The organism is Bradyrhizobium sp. Ec3.3 (assembly GCF_000472925.1).
In the GTDB taxonomy this organism is placed as follows: domain Bacteria; phylum Pseudomonadota; class Alphaproteobacteria; order Rhizobiales; family Xanthobacteraceae; genus Bradyrhizobium.
The window spans coordinates 184,508-201,236 of record NZ_AXAS01000007.1 but is presented as its reverse complement, the minus strand read 5'-3'; the positions used below and the strand labels follow the sequence as shown (position 1 = coordinate 201,236).

General features: G+C 57.9%; 14 protein-coding genes. 4 read left to right on the top strand and 10 right to left on the bottom strand.

From position 1 onward, the window contains the following. Positions 1-1,475: 1,475 nt before the first annotated feature. The 7 genes from sctV to YUU_RS62310 all read right to left on the bottom strand — a co-directional run bounded on the left by sctV (position 1,476) and on the right by YUU_RS62310 (position 6,585). Positions 1,476-3,596: a type III secretion system export apparatus subunit SctV gene (gene sctV / locus YUU_RS50445; protein WP_035661682.1), complete on the bottom strand. Its 2,121-nt coding sequence runs from the start codon at positions 3,594-3,596 to the stop codon at positions 1,476-1,478. Beyond that, positions 3,577-4,020 (bottom strand): M48 family metallopeptidase, encoded by a 444-nt coding sequence (locus tag YUU_RS56210; protein WP_084801380.1) that lies wholly within the window; start codon positions 4,018-4,020, stop codon positions 3,577-3,579. The genes sctV and YUU_RS56210 overlap by 20 nt, the downstream gene beginning before the upstream one ends. 2 nt (positions 4,021-4,022) lie before the next feature. Then, positions 4,023-4,562: a hypothetical protein gene (locus YUU_RS0108885; protein WP_027522057.1), complete on the bottom strand. Its 540-nt coding sequence runs from the start codon at positions 4,560-4,562 to the stop codon at positions 4,023-4,025. Between the two features lie 37 nt (positions 4,563-4,599). Next, entirely contained in the window at positions 4,600-5,493 is an 894-nt protein-coding gene (locus YUU_RS0108880; protein WP_027522056.1) for a hypothetical protein, read from the bottom strand. Positions 5,494-5,618: 125 nt separating this feature from the next. Next, the gene (locus YUU_RS58485) at positions 5,619-5,915 is read right to left on the bottom strand and encodes a hypothetical protein (RefSeq protein ID WP_156944176.1); all 297 of its coding nucleotides are present in this window, start codon (positions 5,913-5,915) and stop codon (positions 5,619-5,621) included. 70 nt (positions 5,916-5,985) lie between these two features. Next, positions 5,986-6,177, bottom strand: a complete 192-nt coding sequence (locus YUU_RS58480) for a hypothetical protein (RefSeq protein WP_156944175.1) — start codon at positions 6,175-6,177, stop codon at positions 5,986-5,988. Positions 6,178-6,453: 276 nt separating this feature from the next. Beyond that, complete coding sequence (locus YUU_RS62310; protein ID WP_256375271.1) at positions 6,454-6,585, bottom strand: hypothetical protein; 132 nt, start codon at positions 6,583-6,585, stop codon at positions 6,454-6,456. A gap of 248 nt (positions 6,586-6,833) precedes the next feature. Between YUU_RS62310 and YUU_RS0108865 the strand changes: the two genes are divergently transcribed. Then, the gene (locus YUU_RS0108865) at positions 6,834-8,621 is read left to right on the top strand and encodes an HrpF/NolX family T3SS translocon protein (RefSeq protein ID WP_027522055.1); all 1,788 of its coding nucleotides are present in this window, start codon (positions 6,834-6,836) and stop codon (positions 8,619-8,621) included. A 171-nt stretch (positions 8,622-8,792) separates the two neighbouring features. Here YUU_RS0108865 and YUU_RS0108860 read toward each other — a convergent pair whose 3' ends face one another. Both YUU_RS0108860 and YUU_RS56205 read right to left on the bottom strand, forming a co-directional pair. Then, positions 8,793-11,414, bottom strand: a complete 2,622-nt coding sequence (locus YUU_RS0108860; RefSeq protein ID WP_371260478.1) for a PAS domain S-box protein — start codon at positions 11,412-11,414, stop codon at positions 8,793-8,795. Between the two features lie 447 nt (positions 11,415-11,861). After that, positions 11,862-11,981 carry a hypothetical protein gene (locus YUU_RS56205; RefSeq protein ID WP_245287981.1) on the bottom strand — a complete coding sequence of 40 codons (120 nt, stop codon included), beginning with the start codon at positions 11,979-11,981 and terminating at the stop codon, positions 11,862-11,864. 653 nt (positions 11,982-12,634) lie between these two features. Between YUU_RS56205 and YUU_RS50435 the strand changes: the two genes are divergently transcribed. The 3 genes from YUU_RS50435 to YUU_RS0108845 all read left to right on the top strand — a co-directional run bounded on the left by YUU_RS50435 (position 12,635) and on the right by YUU_RS0108845 (position 15,165). Then, positions 12,635-12,997, top strand: coding sequence for a GNAT family N-acetyltransferase (locus tag YUU_RS50435; protein WP_371260477.1), 363 nt, complete (start codon positions 12,635-12,637; stop codon positions 12,995-12,997). Positions 12,998-13,726: 729 nt separating this feature from the next. Then, positions 13,727-14,584, top strand: a complete 858-nt coding sequence (locus tag YUU_RS0108850; protein ID WP_245287975.1) for a host specificity protein — start codon at positions 13,727-13,729, stop codon at positions 14,582-14,584. 365 nt (positions 14,585-14,949) lie between these two features. Then, complete coding sequence (locus YUU_RS0108845; protein WP_027522052.1) at positions 14,950-15,165, top strand: hypothetical protein; 216 nt, start codon at positions 14,950-14,952, stop codon at positions 15,163-15,165. A 496-nt stretch (positions 15,166-15,661) separates the two neighbouring features. On the opposite strand, the gene YUU_RS50430 is transcribed toward YUU_RS0108845, so the two are convergent. Further along, positions 15,662-16,276, bottom strand: coding sequence for a YopT-type cysteine protease domain-containing protein (locus YUU_RS50430; protein ID WP_051389676.1), 615 nt, complete (start codon positions 16,274-16,276; stop codon positions 15,662-15,664). Positions 16,277-16,729: the final 453 nt, after the last annotated feature.

The following is a 16,729-nucleotide window of genomic DNA, read 5'->3' as shown; positions in this document are numbered from 1 at the left end:
GCGCGTTCCCGGCGATTTTCGATCACGTGTCGTCGGCCCGACAAAAAAAAAAAGCCTCACGTCTGTGGTTCATGAAATTGCAGTTGCGCTGCTGACCTACTTCCGTTGGCAAACCCGCGGCCAGAATCGCGCAAGGCGGGTGAAAAATGCCAATGACCGAGACCGAGATCGACACCGTCACGTGCTAAATCGGTTCCTCTCGGGTAGTCGCGGCTCTTTCGGAGGTTGGAGCTGGACTGCTCCGAAATGGCATCGAAAGTTTGCTCGAGGTGCGACTTACGGCTAAGTCAGGGGCGGGACGCCGATGGCCTTGGCGCCCGCCCCCTAACATCACCGCTGGAGCGTTGGTTTGGTGATGGTGCCGCGAACAGAGCAAACGGCGTGCCGGCTCGAAAAGTGCAGTGTCTGCCGGCACTGGTAATCGCGTGTCGTGTCAGATTGCAGACGCTGGCGGGCGATTTCGTACAACTCGGGCGCCCTACCGGTCGGCGGTCATCATTCCATCATCTCGTCCGCGTCGAACACGGGCAAGGCGCGTTGATCAGCTACCGTGACGAGCGCTTGCGCCACAGTGATGTCTGCAATTAATCCGCCACGCTTACCGAAAAGACCTGAGCCGGTCCTGTTTAGACAGCTGCCATACCTTGCTCGCGGCGTAGCGACTTAGAGCAACTACGCGTGCCATCGCGATTGGCATTGAACGGAAACACGCCCACGTGCTGATCGAAAGTCAACCTTCGTCGTCGCCCGATTTCGTCGGTAGCATCAAGTTCGACCTGGGGGGTCCAGTTCCAGCGGATACCGAGACAGCAGCATCGTATTTCGGGCAATGCTGCCTATTATTTTCATCACATCGAAGAAAAGGCCTGTTTCAGCCGCCGCTATGCTGCTGGCACGATGGCGGGCCCTCGCTGTGACACGCGGCCCAATACCTACACACACACGCTCGCCGGGCGCTCTTCCGTTCGCCCCATATCTCGGCAGGATTTAGATTAGGCTCTTGGGCAAGGTGAGAGATAGGCAACTTCCTATTTCATGGCGTTGCTGTATCGGCGATGGGGCGGCCGTCGATGTCTGATCGTCTGAAGCGCTCCTTATCATTGAAGCGAGATGTCGTCCGGCCGCCATCACCCTAACGGTAACGCCGAAGCGCGACACCGCGACAATTAGATCAACTTGAAGGGATGTTCCAGCAGTCCAACAGACCCGCGCTTTTTCTGCTTCAGCGCGTCGCGCAAAGCTCCTGGTCTGGATTCTGGCCGACGGCGCACTCAATGCGTTCGCGCATGGCTTGATCGATATCTTTTGCGCCAAGCAATTTTGGCGGCGACGTCTCCTGCACCTGAAGAGCTGGTCTATCCCAGCTAGCGCAACCGCCGAGTCCTAGAATGGAAAGGAGAGCTGAGAATGAGAGCAGACAAAATGAGCCCAAGCGCCACCGGACTGCTTTCTGACGTGAATTCATTCGGTCCATCTTATATCGACTGCTGCGCCTGTGAATCGTCCGCAACGAGCATGTTGCTAAGCTCCTCCGACGGAGCCTTGTCCTTCGCAGCTGCGAGTGTGATGGATCCAACCGGCTGAATTGTGAAGTCCGAGGCAAGGTCTTGATAGGATAGAACAGCAAGATCGATCCCATTGCGGGTGAGAAAACCGCGGACAAAGCGCCTTATATCCATCGAAGCAAGGATAACGGGCTGGATCTGACCTCGGACTGCGTTCGAATGGATCTGACGCATTTTTGACAGCAGCGCCTCGCTTTGCCCGTCCGTCAAAACCAGGTAGGGCCCTTTGGGAGTGTCACGCACCGCGCTGCGAACAATATCCTCGGTTTGACGTTCGATGATGAAGACCGGCACGACACGGTGTGCGTTGGCATAGCGGTGGCAGATCTGCCGTCTCAGGCCGGAGCGAACGTATTCCGTCAGCAAGACGACGTTTTGTTCACGTCCGCTCCATTCGGCCAATGCTTCCAAGACCAGCCGCGTGTTCCGGATCGGAATACCCTCTTCCAGGAGGCGCCGTAAGACGTCGGCGACCTTAGGGATCGGCGTCGTCCGTAATACCTCCTTCACAAGATCCGAATATTCCGTCTCCATCCGGGCCAGCAATTGGCGCGTCTCCTGGATACCCACCAAGCACTGTGCATGGCGGGTCAACGCCGAATGGACGCGCAAGGCCAGGATTTCGATGGGACGGTGATGGCCGATGCCGGCTGCCTTGAGAGCTGGTGCGTTGCTCTGTTCAATCCAGATTTGATCCGTCTCCGCCTCGCGCCGAAACGGGATCCCGCTCAATTCAATGTTCGCCGGATCGTCGCGGAGTGCGAGCTGTGTTGGATCAATTAAACCCTGATCGACCGGGACGCCCTCGACATCCACCCTGAACTGCAACTCCGGCAAGCGCTCGTCGACCTCGATGGGGATGCGCGGAATCGTGATGCCAAGATCAGCTGAGACAAGTCCCGAAACGCGCTCAATATGCTGTTGCAATTCGTCCTTGTCGATCGCCCGTGTCAGACTGGGCGCAAGGAACACCGCGACCGGAAGTGCTCCCGCAGGCACGGTTTGCTTGTTAGACTGTTCGGGAGCCGGGCGAGAGACATCGGCGCTTTTCTTGGCGCTTTGGATCACGCCGTCGGCAAAGCTCGCTGCCGCAAAGACTGCGGCCAAGAGGAGAAAGACAGGGAGCGGGAAACCCGGAATGGCCCCCATTACGACCAGGACGCAGGCAGATAGCCGCAATGCGTGCGGATTGGCCGTGAGCTGGTTAACGATGTCGGTACCAAGGTTGAGCCTTACAACCCCATTGACACGAGTGATGATCGTCCCGGCTGTAATCGAGAGCAGCAGCGAGGGAATCTGTGAGATTAACGCATCGCCTATCGTCAGCAGGGTATATTGATGCAGCGCCGCCTCAAAAGACATGCCCTTGGAGAGCAGGCCGATGGTGATCCCGCCCAGCATGTTGATGCAGATGACCACCAACCCTGCGATGGCATCGCCCTTTACGAACTTCATGGCGCCATCCATAGCCCCATAAAGCTGGCTTTCTTTCTCCAACGTTGCGCGCCGGCTGCGGGCTTCGTTCTGATCGATATGGCCGTTGCGCAGCTCCGCATCGATCCCCATCTGCTTGCCTGGCAGAGCATCGAGCGTGAAGCGCGCCGCCACCTCCGCCACGCGCTCAGCGCCCTTGGCGACGACGATGAACTGCACCATGGTCACGACTAAAAATATGACAATGCCGACGACGATATTTCCCGATATGACGAAATCACCGAACGTGTGAATGATGCTGCCGGCATCCCCCTCAGCCAAGATCAGCCGCGTCGTCGAGATGGTGAGCGCCAGGCGGAATACCGTGGAAATCAGGATGACGCCCGGCAAGGACGAGAAATCAAGCGGAGTGCTGATATAGAGAGCAACCATCAGCAGCAATATGGCGAAGCCCAGATTGAAGCCGATAAGAGTATCGATCGCCACTATCGGGATCGGCATGATCATCATGCTGACCGTCAGAAGCAGCGCCAACGCAACCATCAAATCGGAGCTGGCCGACGCGCCCGCAATGATGTTACGCAGGACGCTGGCCATGGGGACCTTCCGATCGTTGGTTGATAGGGCCGTTGCTGTCACGCAACGAAACATAGTTTTTGAAAACCGCGCGTGCCTCGTCTATGAGGCCGGCCCGCCGCAGCGCATGGCTACGCAAGAGCATCAAAGAGGCGCGCGAAGACGATTCATCATCAAGTGCGTCCAGCCTATCCAGGATCGGCAGCGCTTCATCGCCGAGGCCTTCCGAGATGAGGGCGTAGGCGAGAATCCGCAGCAGATCGACATCTTGAGAGTCGTCGCGGACGATGAGCCGCAAGAGAGCCAGGCATTCTGCGCTCTGCCCACATGCAAGATACAGATAGGAAAGGGCACAAAGCAAATCGCGTTCCTGTCCGGCACTCAGCGAGACGTTATCGGATTTGGAAACGTCTGTCGTCCGTTGCGCTCCATCGGAGTTGGACATTATTAGACTTCGATCAAGCTGTTCCGGTTTTGCCGAAGCAGCGCCAACCACTGCAGTCCCTGCTGCAGGACGACGACACCTTCGTGCGCCATCGAATCCGCAGGCGCGGCCGCCAGCTTATGGGCGAGACGTTCCAGAAGAATGCCATACCGCTCTGCCCGCAGCATGTCCGGATGACGCAGCCTTGGCGTGACGAAGGAGAGCAGATCATGCGCGATATCGCGCCCATAGAGCGACGCCGCCACCGCGGGCGGCTCGATCTCATAATTGCGAGTGCGTATCTCGTTGAGACTGACGCGCCCGACTGCATCAATATCTTTGGCCTCCCCTATGGCTTTTATTGCTACATCCGGCGGTTTATACGATGCGTTCAGCTCGCGCCAGATCGGCGCCGGCTCCTTCTCACCACCAGTGCAAGCACCGTCGATCTCAATCTTGTTGGGTTGGAAAATGGTCGGCCCGATGACCGGCGCATGATGGTCCTCGTTTGGCCGCTGCGAAACACTGCTAGGCCCGACATCGTAGTGGGACAGCTTTGACATGACGCTCTCCTTAATCTTTCCTTTGAGTCCGGAAAGTCTAATAGGGGATGGCAGCAAAACGGCCATTGCGGCTTAGCAGCACACGCCCCTCCTCGATTCGATTGACCGCCCATCCGTCGGCCAACAGAGCGCCGACGAAATACTTCTGTCCACCGATAAGGAGATAGGGCTGGGTTCCGTGCCAAACAGCTTCGACAGCGATTGAGGATGGCTGCTTGTCCTCCTTGACCACGACTCCGTTCACCAGTGCCACCGCGCCGTTTGTACGACCATCAAACCATTGCTGGAGCTCCTGCCATTTCGCAACCGCTGCAGGCGTTACTGTTCCCTCAGCGCTCACAAAACCCGGCCCAGAACCGACCCTGATATCGAGCAAGCCGGCCTTATCAACTTCCTGTTTCAGCACTTCGGCTGCGGCCTGAGCTCGCCGATCATCAGGTCTGTTCAAGCCCACTTTGGGTACAACCTCGGCGGCAGGCGACGCAATGGTGCTCGGTGCACTTCCGTTGGCCTTGAAGAATATGGTCGAGAGAGCGCCTAGACCAAGAAAGGCGAGCAGCGCGATGGCGAGCGCTAAGATCGAAGCACGCGATAGGCTGATCGAACGCGCCTCGACCGTGTTCTGGATCGACCAGCGAATAGACATCGCACCCGCGCGAACGACGGCGGGAAGAGAAAGGACAACGCGCCCACCTGCGGCGATATCCTCTTCGCCCTCCGGGGCGCCTATGGCTGCGAGAGCCTCAATCTCGATTGAATTCCCAACAAGCGTGAAGCGAAGGTGATGCGGCTCAAGCCCTTGTTCGACGAAGACCATATCTGCGTCGAGGCCACTACCGATTAGGCTCGTTCCAGCAGCCGCCTTCCCACTTAGTCCGGCATAAAGCCCCGATAGCACCTCGAAATGCAGGGAGGCAGCAGCCTCATTCACAGACAATCCTCCGAAACAAGGAGCACGTGCAGGCGATTACGGCACGACTCATTTCCAGGCCGCACGACTTAACATCGTCGCCACGGCGGAAAAAGCGGAGCGAGCACTCGCCCCGCTTTCCAGGCTCACCCGCTGGCCCGCTCGCTCGCCGCTTTCTTCTCGCTCGATAGCTCAGTCGACAGCGCACGCAACCGCATGTCCTGGACCATGGCTTGCTGATTGACAGCCTTCAACTGCGCGATCAGCGCTTCGAAGGTTGCCGCGCTACCAACACTATCAAGCACAGCCCCGGCACCCGATGCAGCCGATCCGATGCCAGGCGCGTTGACATTGCTACCGGAACCTCCGGGCTTGTTTGCGACCTTGCTCTCATTGTTGATGTCGTGGCTAGCTCCAGAGCTAGGAGCAGTTACTTTCGTCATATCGTTTCACCTTCTGTTTGAATCTGCCGCCACGAATGGCGACGCACCCTTGACGTCGGACACTTCGACATCAAGAATCCTCTTCCTCTTCTGTTTCAGCCACAGTCTCGTGAAACTTTGACATGTTTCGCTCCACAGACTGGATCGCGACCATGTTAAGAACCGAACCAAAAGCCGATTCTAAGTTTTGACGATCAGCTGCAGACAGCGAGCTGTCGCTATCAGAATTGGCATGAGTCACGCTTTCGATTGCGCCGGCCATCTGGTGCCTCTCAATTTAGTTCCATCAGAAAGGTGGTATCACCTACCGAGCGATCCACGTTGCTTACGCTAACGGGATTAGCTGTCGAGAAGCTGACGTCGAAGGACGGATCGGGAAACTATCTCATTCAACCTCACCGCCGAGATGAGAGGACGGATTCGCGGGTACATGCGGGATCCGCCACCGCACGCGTTCTCGGCCGCGCCTTTTAGGCTCTACAACATCTCCGACGAGCGCCCGACAGACTTCGCTCGATCCACTCACACATTGCCATGCTCACACATCGTCATATTTGCGAATCGCGCGCTCGATGGTGAATGGCGAGGCGCAGACGCAGCCACGCGCAGTCGGAAATGCCGACGCGAGGCTCTGTGGTGATGTTGTTTGCGGCTCCTCGACGATGGTCATTCGCAACTGGACGACCGGAGCGGCCTTATTCTTCCAGCATGCCACATCAGGCGAGCGTCGTGCCGCATGTGCTGGGCCGGAGACGAACACTCAGCGCCGCCTGGAGAAATCAAGATGGTCGGGCGGCTCTGTGCAAGCCTTCTTTGATTCTGAGACTCGTCAGCTTGTCGAAAGCTTGTGTGCCTATCACGTAGCCTCGATCTCTAACCGCCGATCCCGCCGGTTGACCGCAATGGAAATAAACTCAGATGCAGCTCAATAACTCTTTGCTACCAGCCAGTGCGAATCCAGCTCTGTCGGCGTTGGGACCTTCCGCGCACACGCCCGACCAAATTCGGCAAGGGGAACCTTCGACATTCGAGGCAATGGTGTCCGTTTGCGCGCGGGACGACCAAGCCGACGCGCCCCCCCCGTCACCGGACCTACTGAACCCAAAGCTGCCTATGCCGGAGGATCCGCTGGACCATCTGCCCGCGCATGTGAGGGCGGCGATCGAGGCAATGGAGCGGGGCGAGCCCCTTCCCTCCTCAAGCGGCACATCGGCAACGGCTGAGCCTGCAGCTGATCTTCCGACCGCTCCTGTGCCAAGCTCGAGGATCACGTGGAATGGCGGCACGCTGACCAATGCCGAGTTGCAGATCGTGGCAGTGCTGAACCGGCACAAGGACCAATGCCCCCTCAGCTGGGACTCGCTGGCAGACAAGGTCAACGATCCGTCGACGCCCCCGGATCTGAAGGAGGCGATCAACGGATTGCGGCGCGACCCAGAGCTCTTCTACGCGATTGGCTCCCAAGGCGACGGCCGCTGCGGAGGCAAGATCAAGGACAAGGATCTGTCAGAGTTTTCCGACAGCCACTCGCAGGTTGCTACATTCCAGGAGCAGCAGGCGCACAGCTACGAGCAGAACTATATTCCATCCGACGGCACCGGGAATGGACAACCGTCGGTCATGACCTTGTGTGATGCATTGCGCGAGCTGTACAAGTATTCTGACTATCTGCCCAAGAATTTGAGCCTGGACGATTTCAAGGGGATCGTCGACGGCAACGCCAAAACCGGCAAGTGTCCGCCCCAGGTGATCGCGGCGGCCCAATACTTCCTCGACCATCCGGACAGCTGGAAGCAGTTGTACGGTGGCGCGATTGATAAGGTCCACAAGGAAGACTTCCTGCAAGTCGCCTCGTCGTCGATGAACCTCTCGCAAAGCGAGCTGGACACGCTCGGCACGATCAACAAGAATCAGGATGCCTTCTTCGGGGGCGGCGTCCTGACACGAGAGAAGTTGGCGAGCATGGTGGGCGACAAAACTCTCGACCCGAAGGTACGACAAGCGGCGTCACAGCTGCTCTCGGATCCCGTGCTGTTCGGCCTGCTAAACAATTCGATTACGGGCTACAAGACCCATCACAAGTTCTTCGACTTCGGCGGCGGGCATACGGTCGATTCCGGTAATATCAGCAGCAACGACTTTACGCACTTCTACAGCAACATGTCGGCTGCGAACCACACCGTCCAGCAGACAAAGACCCACCTCCCCAAGACCGTTGCCGATCAGAGCGCTGTCGCGGACATGATGGCAGGCGTGGCCGACCAGCCCGACATCAAGTCTCAGAAGAAGAACGGCGGGGCCTTCATGCATGCGCTCGACGGCGTGGCCAAAGTGGGCTCGAAGGTGCTTGATTGGACCGCCACGGCGGTCGGTTTGCTCGGTTTCATTCCGGGGCTGGGCGAACTGGCCGATGCAGCATCAATGGTGATCGAGTGCGAGTCGCAAGCAGCGAACCTTTTGCACACCGCCATTAGCGGGGGCAATATGAAGCAAGCGCTCGAAGAAGCTGGCCTCAACGTCGCGGCGCAGGCCGTTGGCTGCATCTCTGGGCCCGAGGTCAAATTCGCGATGCGCGAAGGGCTAATGAAGACAGTGATGGAAGGGGCCGCAACGACCGGAATCGACCTGACGGTCTCGCAAGCGCAATCCTATGCGGACAACTATTTGGACGACCTGAAGACGAGGCTTGAAACCGAGCCGACGTAAGCCACTGTCGGCCTTGAATGACCACATCGTCGCCAACACACCGAAACCAGCCATGACCTTGCATCAACTCCTCCAACATTCGAATGACGCATCGAGGCGTCTCCCCGACCATGAAGAAGATCGCACTTGTCGACCCATCGGCCTTCCTGCTTTCGCGAGCGCGTCAAAGCGTCACGACACGATCGGCAGGGCAAATTGGAAGGTCGCGCCCGGCCCTTGGTTGCGGACGATTGACAGGCGCCCTCCGTGAGCTTCCACGATCGAACGGCAGATCGAGAGACCCATTCCAAGGCCGCTCGTTTTGGTGGTGAAGAACGGATCTAAGATGCGATCCCTATCTTCCTCAGCGATCCCGGCGCCGCAGTCAGTCACGGAGAGCTGCACGCGCCCCTCACCGTCCCTGGATGATCTGATCACCAGTCCGCGCGCTCGATCGTCAACCGCTTGCATGGCCTCGATCCCGTTCGTCACCAGATTGATGATCACCTGTTGCAGCTGAATCCGGTCACCAAGAATCGTGGGAAGCATTGGGGTCAACTCGGTTCGCAAGGTCACTTGTTGATTGACCAGCTCACGTGTCACCAACGTGATGGCCTCCTTGACGACGTCATTGATATCGAGCGATACCATCTCGATCTCACCTTTCTTCGCAAGTGCACGGACCCTGCGGATCACCTCGCTTGCCCGGATCGCGTCCTTGACGATCCACTCCACCGATCTGCGCGCGGCGGAAAGCTCAGGAATTTCGTGCCCCATCCAAGCGAGGCACGCATCGGCGTTGCTGACAATGGCGGAGAGCGGCTGGTTTACTTCGTGGGCGATGGAGGCTGTTAGTTCCCCCAGCGTCGTCACGCGCGATACATGAGCAAGATCCGCCTGTGCCTTCCGCAGCTCTTGTTCGGCCTGATCTGCGCGGATCTTCGCGGTGATGTCGGTGCTGACGCCTCGGTAGCCGAGAAAGTTGCCGCTTACATCAAAAAACGGCTTGCCGCTGGTCCGGACGTAGATCGGAGTCCCGGTCCTATTGACCGCGCGATAGACCAGATCGCGAAATGGCAGATGTGCGTCTAGCGTCGCCCGATGCTGCCGCCACTTCTCGGGGTCTTCTTCGACGTCGCACGCAATTTCCCAGCGAGGCAAGCCGATGAGCCGTGTGGCCATGATGCCCGTAGCGCTGGCGTGCTCCGATAAGTGGGTGACCAAGTGGTCCGGCCCGGTCTCCCAGAGCCAGTCGGAAGCAGTTTCGGCGTAGTCACGAAAGCGCTGCTCGCTCTCACGCAGCGCGGCAAGGGTGTTTTCCAACCGTTCCCTGGCTGCGTGTTGCTCGGTGACATCCATATGCGTTCCGATGAGTTCGACGGTGTCGCCATCGCTTCCCAACACAGCGTGCGCAACAGAGTGTATGTGCCTTATCGTGCCATCGGGAAGACGGATTCGGAAATCATACTCGAAGTTACCTGCCTTCTGTTCGATAGCCCGACGTTGCACTTCCTGCTGCGGCGCCAAGTCATCTGGATGAATACGCGACCGGATGGCCTCAAGCGATACAGGCTCGTCCGGATCGAAGCCAAACAGACGACTGACTTCGGCGGAGCGATACGCAAAACAGTGACGACGGCAGTCCCAGGACCAAGTGCCCGTGCGACTGAGCTGCTGCGCGTCGGCCAGATAGGCCTCGCTACGGCGCAGCTGCTGTTCCGTCTGCTTGGCTGCCGTGATGTCCGTCGCCGCCCCGACGAACTCGATATCGCCAGACGCGGTTCTCGTGGCCCGTGCCAGCGTGTGAATGTGCTTTACCGACCCGTCGGGCATCTGCAGTCGGTATTCATGCTCGAAATCCTGGCCTTGAAACGCTCGATCTAGCGTCTCTTGGACGGCACCCTTATCTTCTGGGTGGACGCGGTTAAGGACGTGTTGCGATGTCACTTTCGTCTCCGGATCGTATTGGAAAATCCGAAAAACCTCCTTAGACCAAAAGACCTCGCCGGTGGCGACGTTCCAGCCGAAGCTGCCAGTATGGCTCAATTCCTGCGCCTGGGCCAAATAGGCTTCACTCCGCTGCAGAGCAAGTTCAGTCCGCTTCTGCTCGGTGATATCTTCGCAGGCAATGAGGACGATGGGCTTGTCATCGGCCCACAGCATGGCTTTGGCGTTCTCGCGCACCCACAGCACCGAACCGTCCTTCCTGATCTTCTGGATGTCCCAGGTGTGCGATTGGCCGATATTTGTAAGACACTGCCCGATACGTTTGCGAACGACCTCACGATCTTCTTTCAGAAAGACATTCAGCACGGATAGGCCGACTAGCTGCGCAGGAGCATAGCCGAGTTGAGTCGCGCCGAAAGTATTGACGTTGAGGACCGTTCCGGCTTCATCGACCATGAAGTACATGACTGGATTATGTTCAAAGATTGCGCGCCAGCGTTTCTCGCGGTCATGCAGATCGGCCGCTCTGTGCCGTAGCTTGGCTAGGGCCTCACGCGCGGCCTCCCTTTCGTGGCGGACTTTTCCAATCAGGTGCGTTCCGACAATTGAGGCGGTGAGGAAGGTGACAATCACCAAAAGGTCCTGAGGGTCATCGATCCGGAGACTGAACGTTGGGGAATTAAACAAGTAGGCTAACGCAGCGACGGCGCCGACAGAAAGCACTGACGATGCGATGAAGCCGCCCATCAGCGAAAACAGCAATATCACAACGAGATAGGCGAACGCCGTCGCTGCGAAAGGGCTGTGAATATACAAGGACATGAGCGTCACCGCCGCTAGCGTAACGCTTCCGAAAACCAGCTGCATCGCTGAACGTCCGAACGTGGTGAGCTGGTTACACATGCTTGTAGCGGTCCGGCCTTTCGAGCGGGAGAGGTTAACAATTGAGCAAAAATACAGCAATTCATTTCGACCCCGATAGGTGCTCCTGAGCAGTTTCGAGATCGGCGACTGAACAGCACAGCCGAAGGAAGGCGTATTACAAACCTTCGTATAGTTCTCTTAAACCTATTAATATCGAACGCTCTCATAGGACATTAAGTCTTGGTATTCACGCTGTTCGCCTTTCTCCTCGATGGTAAAAGCCCCATGCTGCAGCCGGATTGCCTCGGAGCCGGCAGAAGGGTCGAATCCAATCGCGGTTGATCCGATGGATGGCCGCTGGTCTTCGCCATGTCGCGAGAGCTCCAATGAGTAGCGCTCTCAGGCCAACTCTCCAACGTTCTCACGATCACGGCCTCGATGCGGGCATCATCAATCGTGCGCGGCGCGCCGGAGCGCGGCTCGTCGTGCAGTACCGGCCACGCGCTGCTCCATAAAACGCCGCCGCCACTTGCCTACGGTCAGCCGGTCCAGCCCCAGCTTGGCCGCCACTTCCGTGTTCTGACCACCTTCCGCACAGGTCAGCACGATCCGGACTCTTAGAGCCCGCACCTGCGCCGTTCCGCCGCATCGTCAACGACGTCAGTCCGGCGCGCTCGTCGTCGCTCAATACCAGAGGGCAAGTTGCTGGACCGCCATTGGGGACTCCGTCGCTGCTTGCCTCCATCCTTGGCACAGCGACGCGAATCTACTGCGAATGTAGCTAGTCTCTACACCTTGCCCCTGGGAGGGCTTGGCTCGGGATTGCCCGTGAAGGTTTCCCCGACGTTGAGCAGTTCTGCACCTGGGGCTTGCCCTAGGGCACTCATTGGCTAAGTCCGATGCCTCTACCAATTCCGCCACGGCCAGTTCGACGCGGCCCCAATCGCGCGAGAAGAGAACACAGTTGCTACACGGTTTGAGTAGCTTAGCGCCGGACCCGGTCTGTCCTGGACAGGAATTTGGTGCTAGTGGTTGTCTAAAGATTGGAAGGTTCATTGAAAGTACTTTTGCATGCCGTGGCGAGCGATGGAGCCCGACCATCTTCCTGAAGTTCGCGCCATCGCAGATCGCGTCCACCTAAACTACCCAGAGGATGAGGTCGTTTTCTCGAGGATGAGGTCGTTTTCTCCGAGCGGCTGGAGCTGTACGCTGAGGGATGTTTTGTGCTTGAGCGCCCGCGGGGCGGCCTGGCCGGCTATATCGTCAGCCATCCTTGGCACTTCAAGAAGCCTCCCGCGCTGAATGTGCTTGTGGGCGCCGTGCCCGAGCCTGCATCGACCTATTATATTCACGACATCGCGTTGTTGCCGGAAGCGCGCGGCAACGGTGCGGCGTCCGAGGTCGTGCTTAAGCTGGTCAGATACGCGACAAAGGCCGGCTTTCCCAACCTCTCGCTGGTCGCTGTCAGCAATTCAGCGAAGTTCTGGGAGAGGCACGGGTTCCGGACGCTCGATGACGCGGATTTGAACCAGAAGCTCGCAAGCTATGATGCACGGGCAAAGTATATGGTCCTTGAACTAACATGATCTGCAGCGGGTACTGTTCAAGCCGCCGATCGTGCGCGGCAATCGCCAGTTGATGCACCTGTCACTCCGTCAGAGGTTTCGAGCCGGCGCGCAGATTGACCGGCATTGATCGGCTTGGAACGTCGAACATCTCAGAATCCAGAGCCGAGAGCCCTGAGGGCATGGATGGATGCGCAATCCTGCTGGACCAGGCGGCCAACTGTTCAGCTCTGTCATGCAGCGGATGGCCCCTGAGGTTCGCCAAACGTCAACCTGGACATGTGCTGTCTTGGTCAACGGGGCGGTTCGGAACGACGGCTCAATAAGTAACGCAGATCTGATGGAGCAGATCTACGTCGTTGGGCGGTCGGTCGGGCTGGTTCATCGGCTGCCATGCGACACACCCTCCGCTCAGACTCGAGCGTAACGAACAAGCAACGGTACGCTTGCGTGATTGGGACGGGCGTGACGTCAAAAACTCGATTGCGTCCAAGCCTACTCGTATTGCCGGTGATGATATCATCATCGCGTTCTTGGCGATCTTACACTCGCTGATGACGGGAGATGCTCGAGTCGGGCGTGTTGCCACGATCGCGATAGCCTGGTCCGCCAACTGCGGGGACAGATGCGTGACGTCTGCGTGTGTCAGATTACAGTCAGCTGGAGGTTGTATGTGGTCCACGAAGCTTGAACGGCATGAGCTCCCAAGAGCTCCGTAGTAACAAATCTGCCAATAGGAGCGAGAATCTGATGTATGGCCACAGCATTTCAACCAGCCAATCCGCAGGCGCTAGCCGGACTGATGAATCAGAGGAGTCAGGCGATAGCCAGCGCTTTGAGGGAACCCTTGCAGGCATGGAGCCAGGCAGCTCGTCGTCGGCTAACACGCGGCCATACTCTCTCGTTTCCACCCCACCCATTGAGGAGATCGAAAGAGATACCTTCGACAGAGAAGTGAGGGAATTTTTCAGCGACGACATCAAACACATCGCCGATAATCCACAAGAGTACTCGGATTTTGTATCCACAAAAGCTGAGCGCGCGGCAATGGTCGCGAGAGGTTACGCCAGCACGCAAGAGAATCCTAAGAGGGAGGCGCACTTTTTCCGCTATCGATTGGGGGACACAACTGTTGGGCTTCTAAGAGCAGGAGGCCGGGTTCGCGTTAGAGGGGACCGGCTTCAGCGACAATTCGGACGCAATGAGTTCACGTCCGTTGTAGATCTTCGGCTTAGCCATCCGCTTGTCGAGAACGCAGGTGATATTTTGCTGGAACATCAACTTCGGCAAGACGGCGATCAGCCGTTGGTCATGTCACGTCCTGCCTTGCCAGGCGTGGAACCCCGTCTAGCGGAGATGGGGTTTGTTCATATGGGTGGCAATCACTGGGTGCTTGATCCGACCCAGCATCCCGAAAAGTGGACGAAGAACGCTGACGATGAATGGCAGCGGTCAGACAAACCTGCACTGTATCTTTCAAAGGCTGAAGGCGGTGATAGCGATACTGAAGCGGGTGTCGAGGCGAATTCGAGTGAAGCAAGCATAGAGACAGACTCGTCTGGCGATGACCCTTCTTGGTATCTTGAGCGCGCTCTTACTTTGGGCTGAGTATTGCCCGTGGGTCGCAACGACGAGGTCGCACCTGAACGTGATTACTATCTCGTCGTTTAAGCGGCGGTGGTGCGAGCCCCCGGCGAGTGGCAGGTACTATCACTCGTGACGATGCAAGATCCCGCGCATCGATTTGGCTTCGCATAATGTGTCGTCCGTGGAAAAGTGCGCAAACCGCTGAGCGGGATTCGGTTTTTGGCACGCTGGTGGGTTTGAGATTGCGGGCTTTCGAGAGTTGACGCCTCGAAAGCCTGCGAGTCCATTCTCAAGATAGCCTCGAATCAGCAATCGTGATTCCGTCGTCGCAACGGAAGTGATGCGACCGAAGCAACCGAAGACGATTGGAAGGCGGTCGGGGCAGGTTGCATCAGACTATCGATATCAAGCGTGTGCCGGCGCAGCTTGGCGGCAAGACCGACTGGGACTGGGTCGATCGCGAGATCGCACCGTCTACGGCCAGAAGGGCCGGCCGGGGGATCGAGAGACGGTTCGTCATCGGGCTGCTGCTCAAGCACCTCTCCACTTGTCCGACGAGGGCAAGCGCGAGCTCAGGCGCCGCTCAGCCCATCGAGCCGTGATCGGCCACATGACCCCGCCATGGAATTGCAGTCCGGACATCCGCAACAGAAGGGTAGCCGACGCATAGCCGCAATACGCTTACAACCTCCGGGCTGCGCGACGACGAGATGTTGATCGCTTTCTAGGCCGAGCCAGCTGAGCACTTCACTGCCCAATGGAAAGTAACGACGCCCAAAAGGAACCCACGCGTGGAAAGGACCCCACGCGTGGGCGCCTCAGCTCGGCAGGGCACAAAGGCGCCGGGCAACAATGACAGCCGACGTGTCCTCTGCCACGAGGTCACCCGCGCACACTCATAATCGCCCGTACCGGCTATCCCCAATCGCACCGCTCAAGCTCGCAGCCAGCGCCGCCTCTCACCCAACGCCTAGGCTTCGGCCTTCCGCAACCGGCAGCCGTGATGTACGCACGTAGTCGACTGCCGCATTTTTGGCGGAACGAGGCTGTGCCGTGGTTGCCACCGCGCGGAACATGCCACAAGCTTGCAGGCCAGACTCACTCCATCTTCTGTGTGGTGATTGACGACAAATGCCGCCCGTTGGGGTCCCTGTAACGATTGGCGAGGCTTTGGAACAAATCCTCCATCTCCTCTGACTGAACAGTAAATTCTCCATAGTTAGGATCAAAGAGTGTGGTTCTTCCACCCTGCGCCGCTGTTGCAACTGTGTGTGAACCTCCTTCGGCGAAATACAAAGTGAGCAAATACTCCGATCCGTCGTTGGTGATCTTCCCAAGCATGCGCGAGACGCTCGAATGCTCGCCGAATTGGTAGACCTTCTCCTTTCCGGATGGTTTCAGACCTGCTCGCCGAAACATGCTGTTTTGTGCCTCTAAGTCTGCCTGAGACTCTCCTAATCCCTCGAGTCGCAACTGGTCCTTGCCGTCTTGATACTCCTCCTGCCGCTCAGCCGCTGAATAGTGCGTTTGCGATCCGGGTGCTAGCGCACTCATTCGAGTTGATGGGCTGTTGTGGAGATTGCGGAACCACTCCGCAGTCAACCCGACGCAGATGCCGTCTACATTTGCCTCGTGCAATTCGGCCGTTCTGTAGTCAAACAGGGGGGTGATCGGCCTCGCCGTAGAGGATGAACCGGGATCATGTGGATCCATGGCCTGTGGCGTGCTGACGCAGCACCCCATTTTGTCGGGCAACTCCCCAGGTGGCAGCCTCCTCCGCGAGGTGAGATTTTGCCTGTTTCTGCCAAATGGTAGCCTTTCGAATTCCATGACAGGAGGTTGGGAAACGAGCGAATACGGCCGTGTTGGCGCCGAAGACAAAGTTGCATGGGGATCTGGCACCGATCGGGACGACATGCCCGCCAATGTTTGCCGAAAGCGGTCGCTGTCCATCGACGGAGCCAGCTCGTGAGCATGGTTGAGGAATGTGGATGGGCCACTGATTCGATTGTGCATGGCGATTTTCGCTTCCCTTCGGCGTCAAGTCTCTTTGCAGAGAACTCAGGCTGCTTAGGTCCGGCTGCGGATGATACTCAGACAAGCTGATCCCAAGCTGACGGGCAGGCGTTGCTCAGCTTAACAGAGCATGACGAAGACAGAGCATGA

Bases quoted from the DNA above. Each gene is read 5' to 3' on its own strand.
- YUU_RS58480 (WP_156944175.1), bottom strand. From the start codon at position 6,177: ATGGCCGGCGCAATCGAAAGCGTGACTCATGCCAATTCTGATAGCGAC.
- YUU_RS56210 (WP_084801380.1), bottom strand. From the start codon at position 4,020: ATGTCCAACTCCGATGGAGCGCAACGGACGACAGACGTTTCCAAATCC.
- sctV (WP_035661682.1), bottom strand. From the start codon at position 3,596: ATGGCCAGCGTCCTGCGTAACATCATTGCGGGCGCGTCGGCCAGCTCC.
- YUU_RS0108860 (WP_371260478.1), bottom strand. From the start codon at position 11,414: ATGCAGCTGGTTTTCGGAAGCGTTACGCTAGCGGCGGTGACGCTCATG.
- YUU_RS58485 (WP_156944176.1), bottom strand. From the start codon at position 5,915: ATGACGAAAGTAACTGCTCCTAGCTCTGGAGCTAGCCACGACATCAAC.
- YUU_RS0108865 (WP_027522055.1), top strand. From the start codon at position 6,834: ATGCAGCTCAATAACTCTTTGCTACCAGCCAGTGCGAATCCAGCTCTG.
- YUU_RS50430 (WP_051389676.1), bottom strand. From the start codon at position 16,276: ATGGATCCACATGATCCCGGTTCATCCTCTACGGCGAGGCCGATCACC.
- YUU_RS62310 (WP_256375271.1), bottom strand. From the start codon at position 6,585: ATGACCATCGTCGAGGAGCCGCAAACAACATCACCACAGAGCCTCGCG.
- YUU_RS0108885 (WP_027522057.1), bottom strand. From the start codon at position 4,562: ATGTCAAAGCTGTCCCACTACGATGTCGGGCCTAGCAGTGTTTCGCAG.
- YUU_RS0108850 (WP_245287975.1), top strand. From the start codon at position 13,727: ATGTATGGCCACAGCATTTCAACCAGCCAATCCGCAGGCGCTAGCCGG.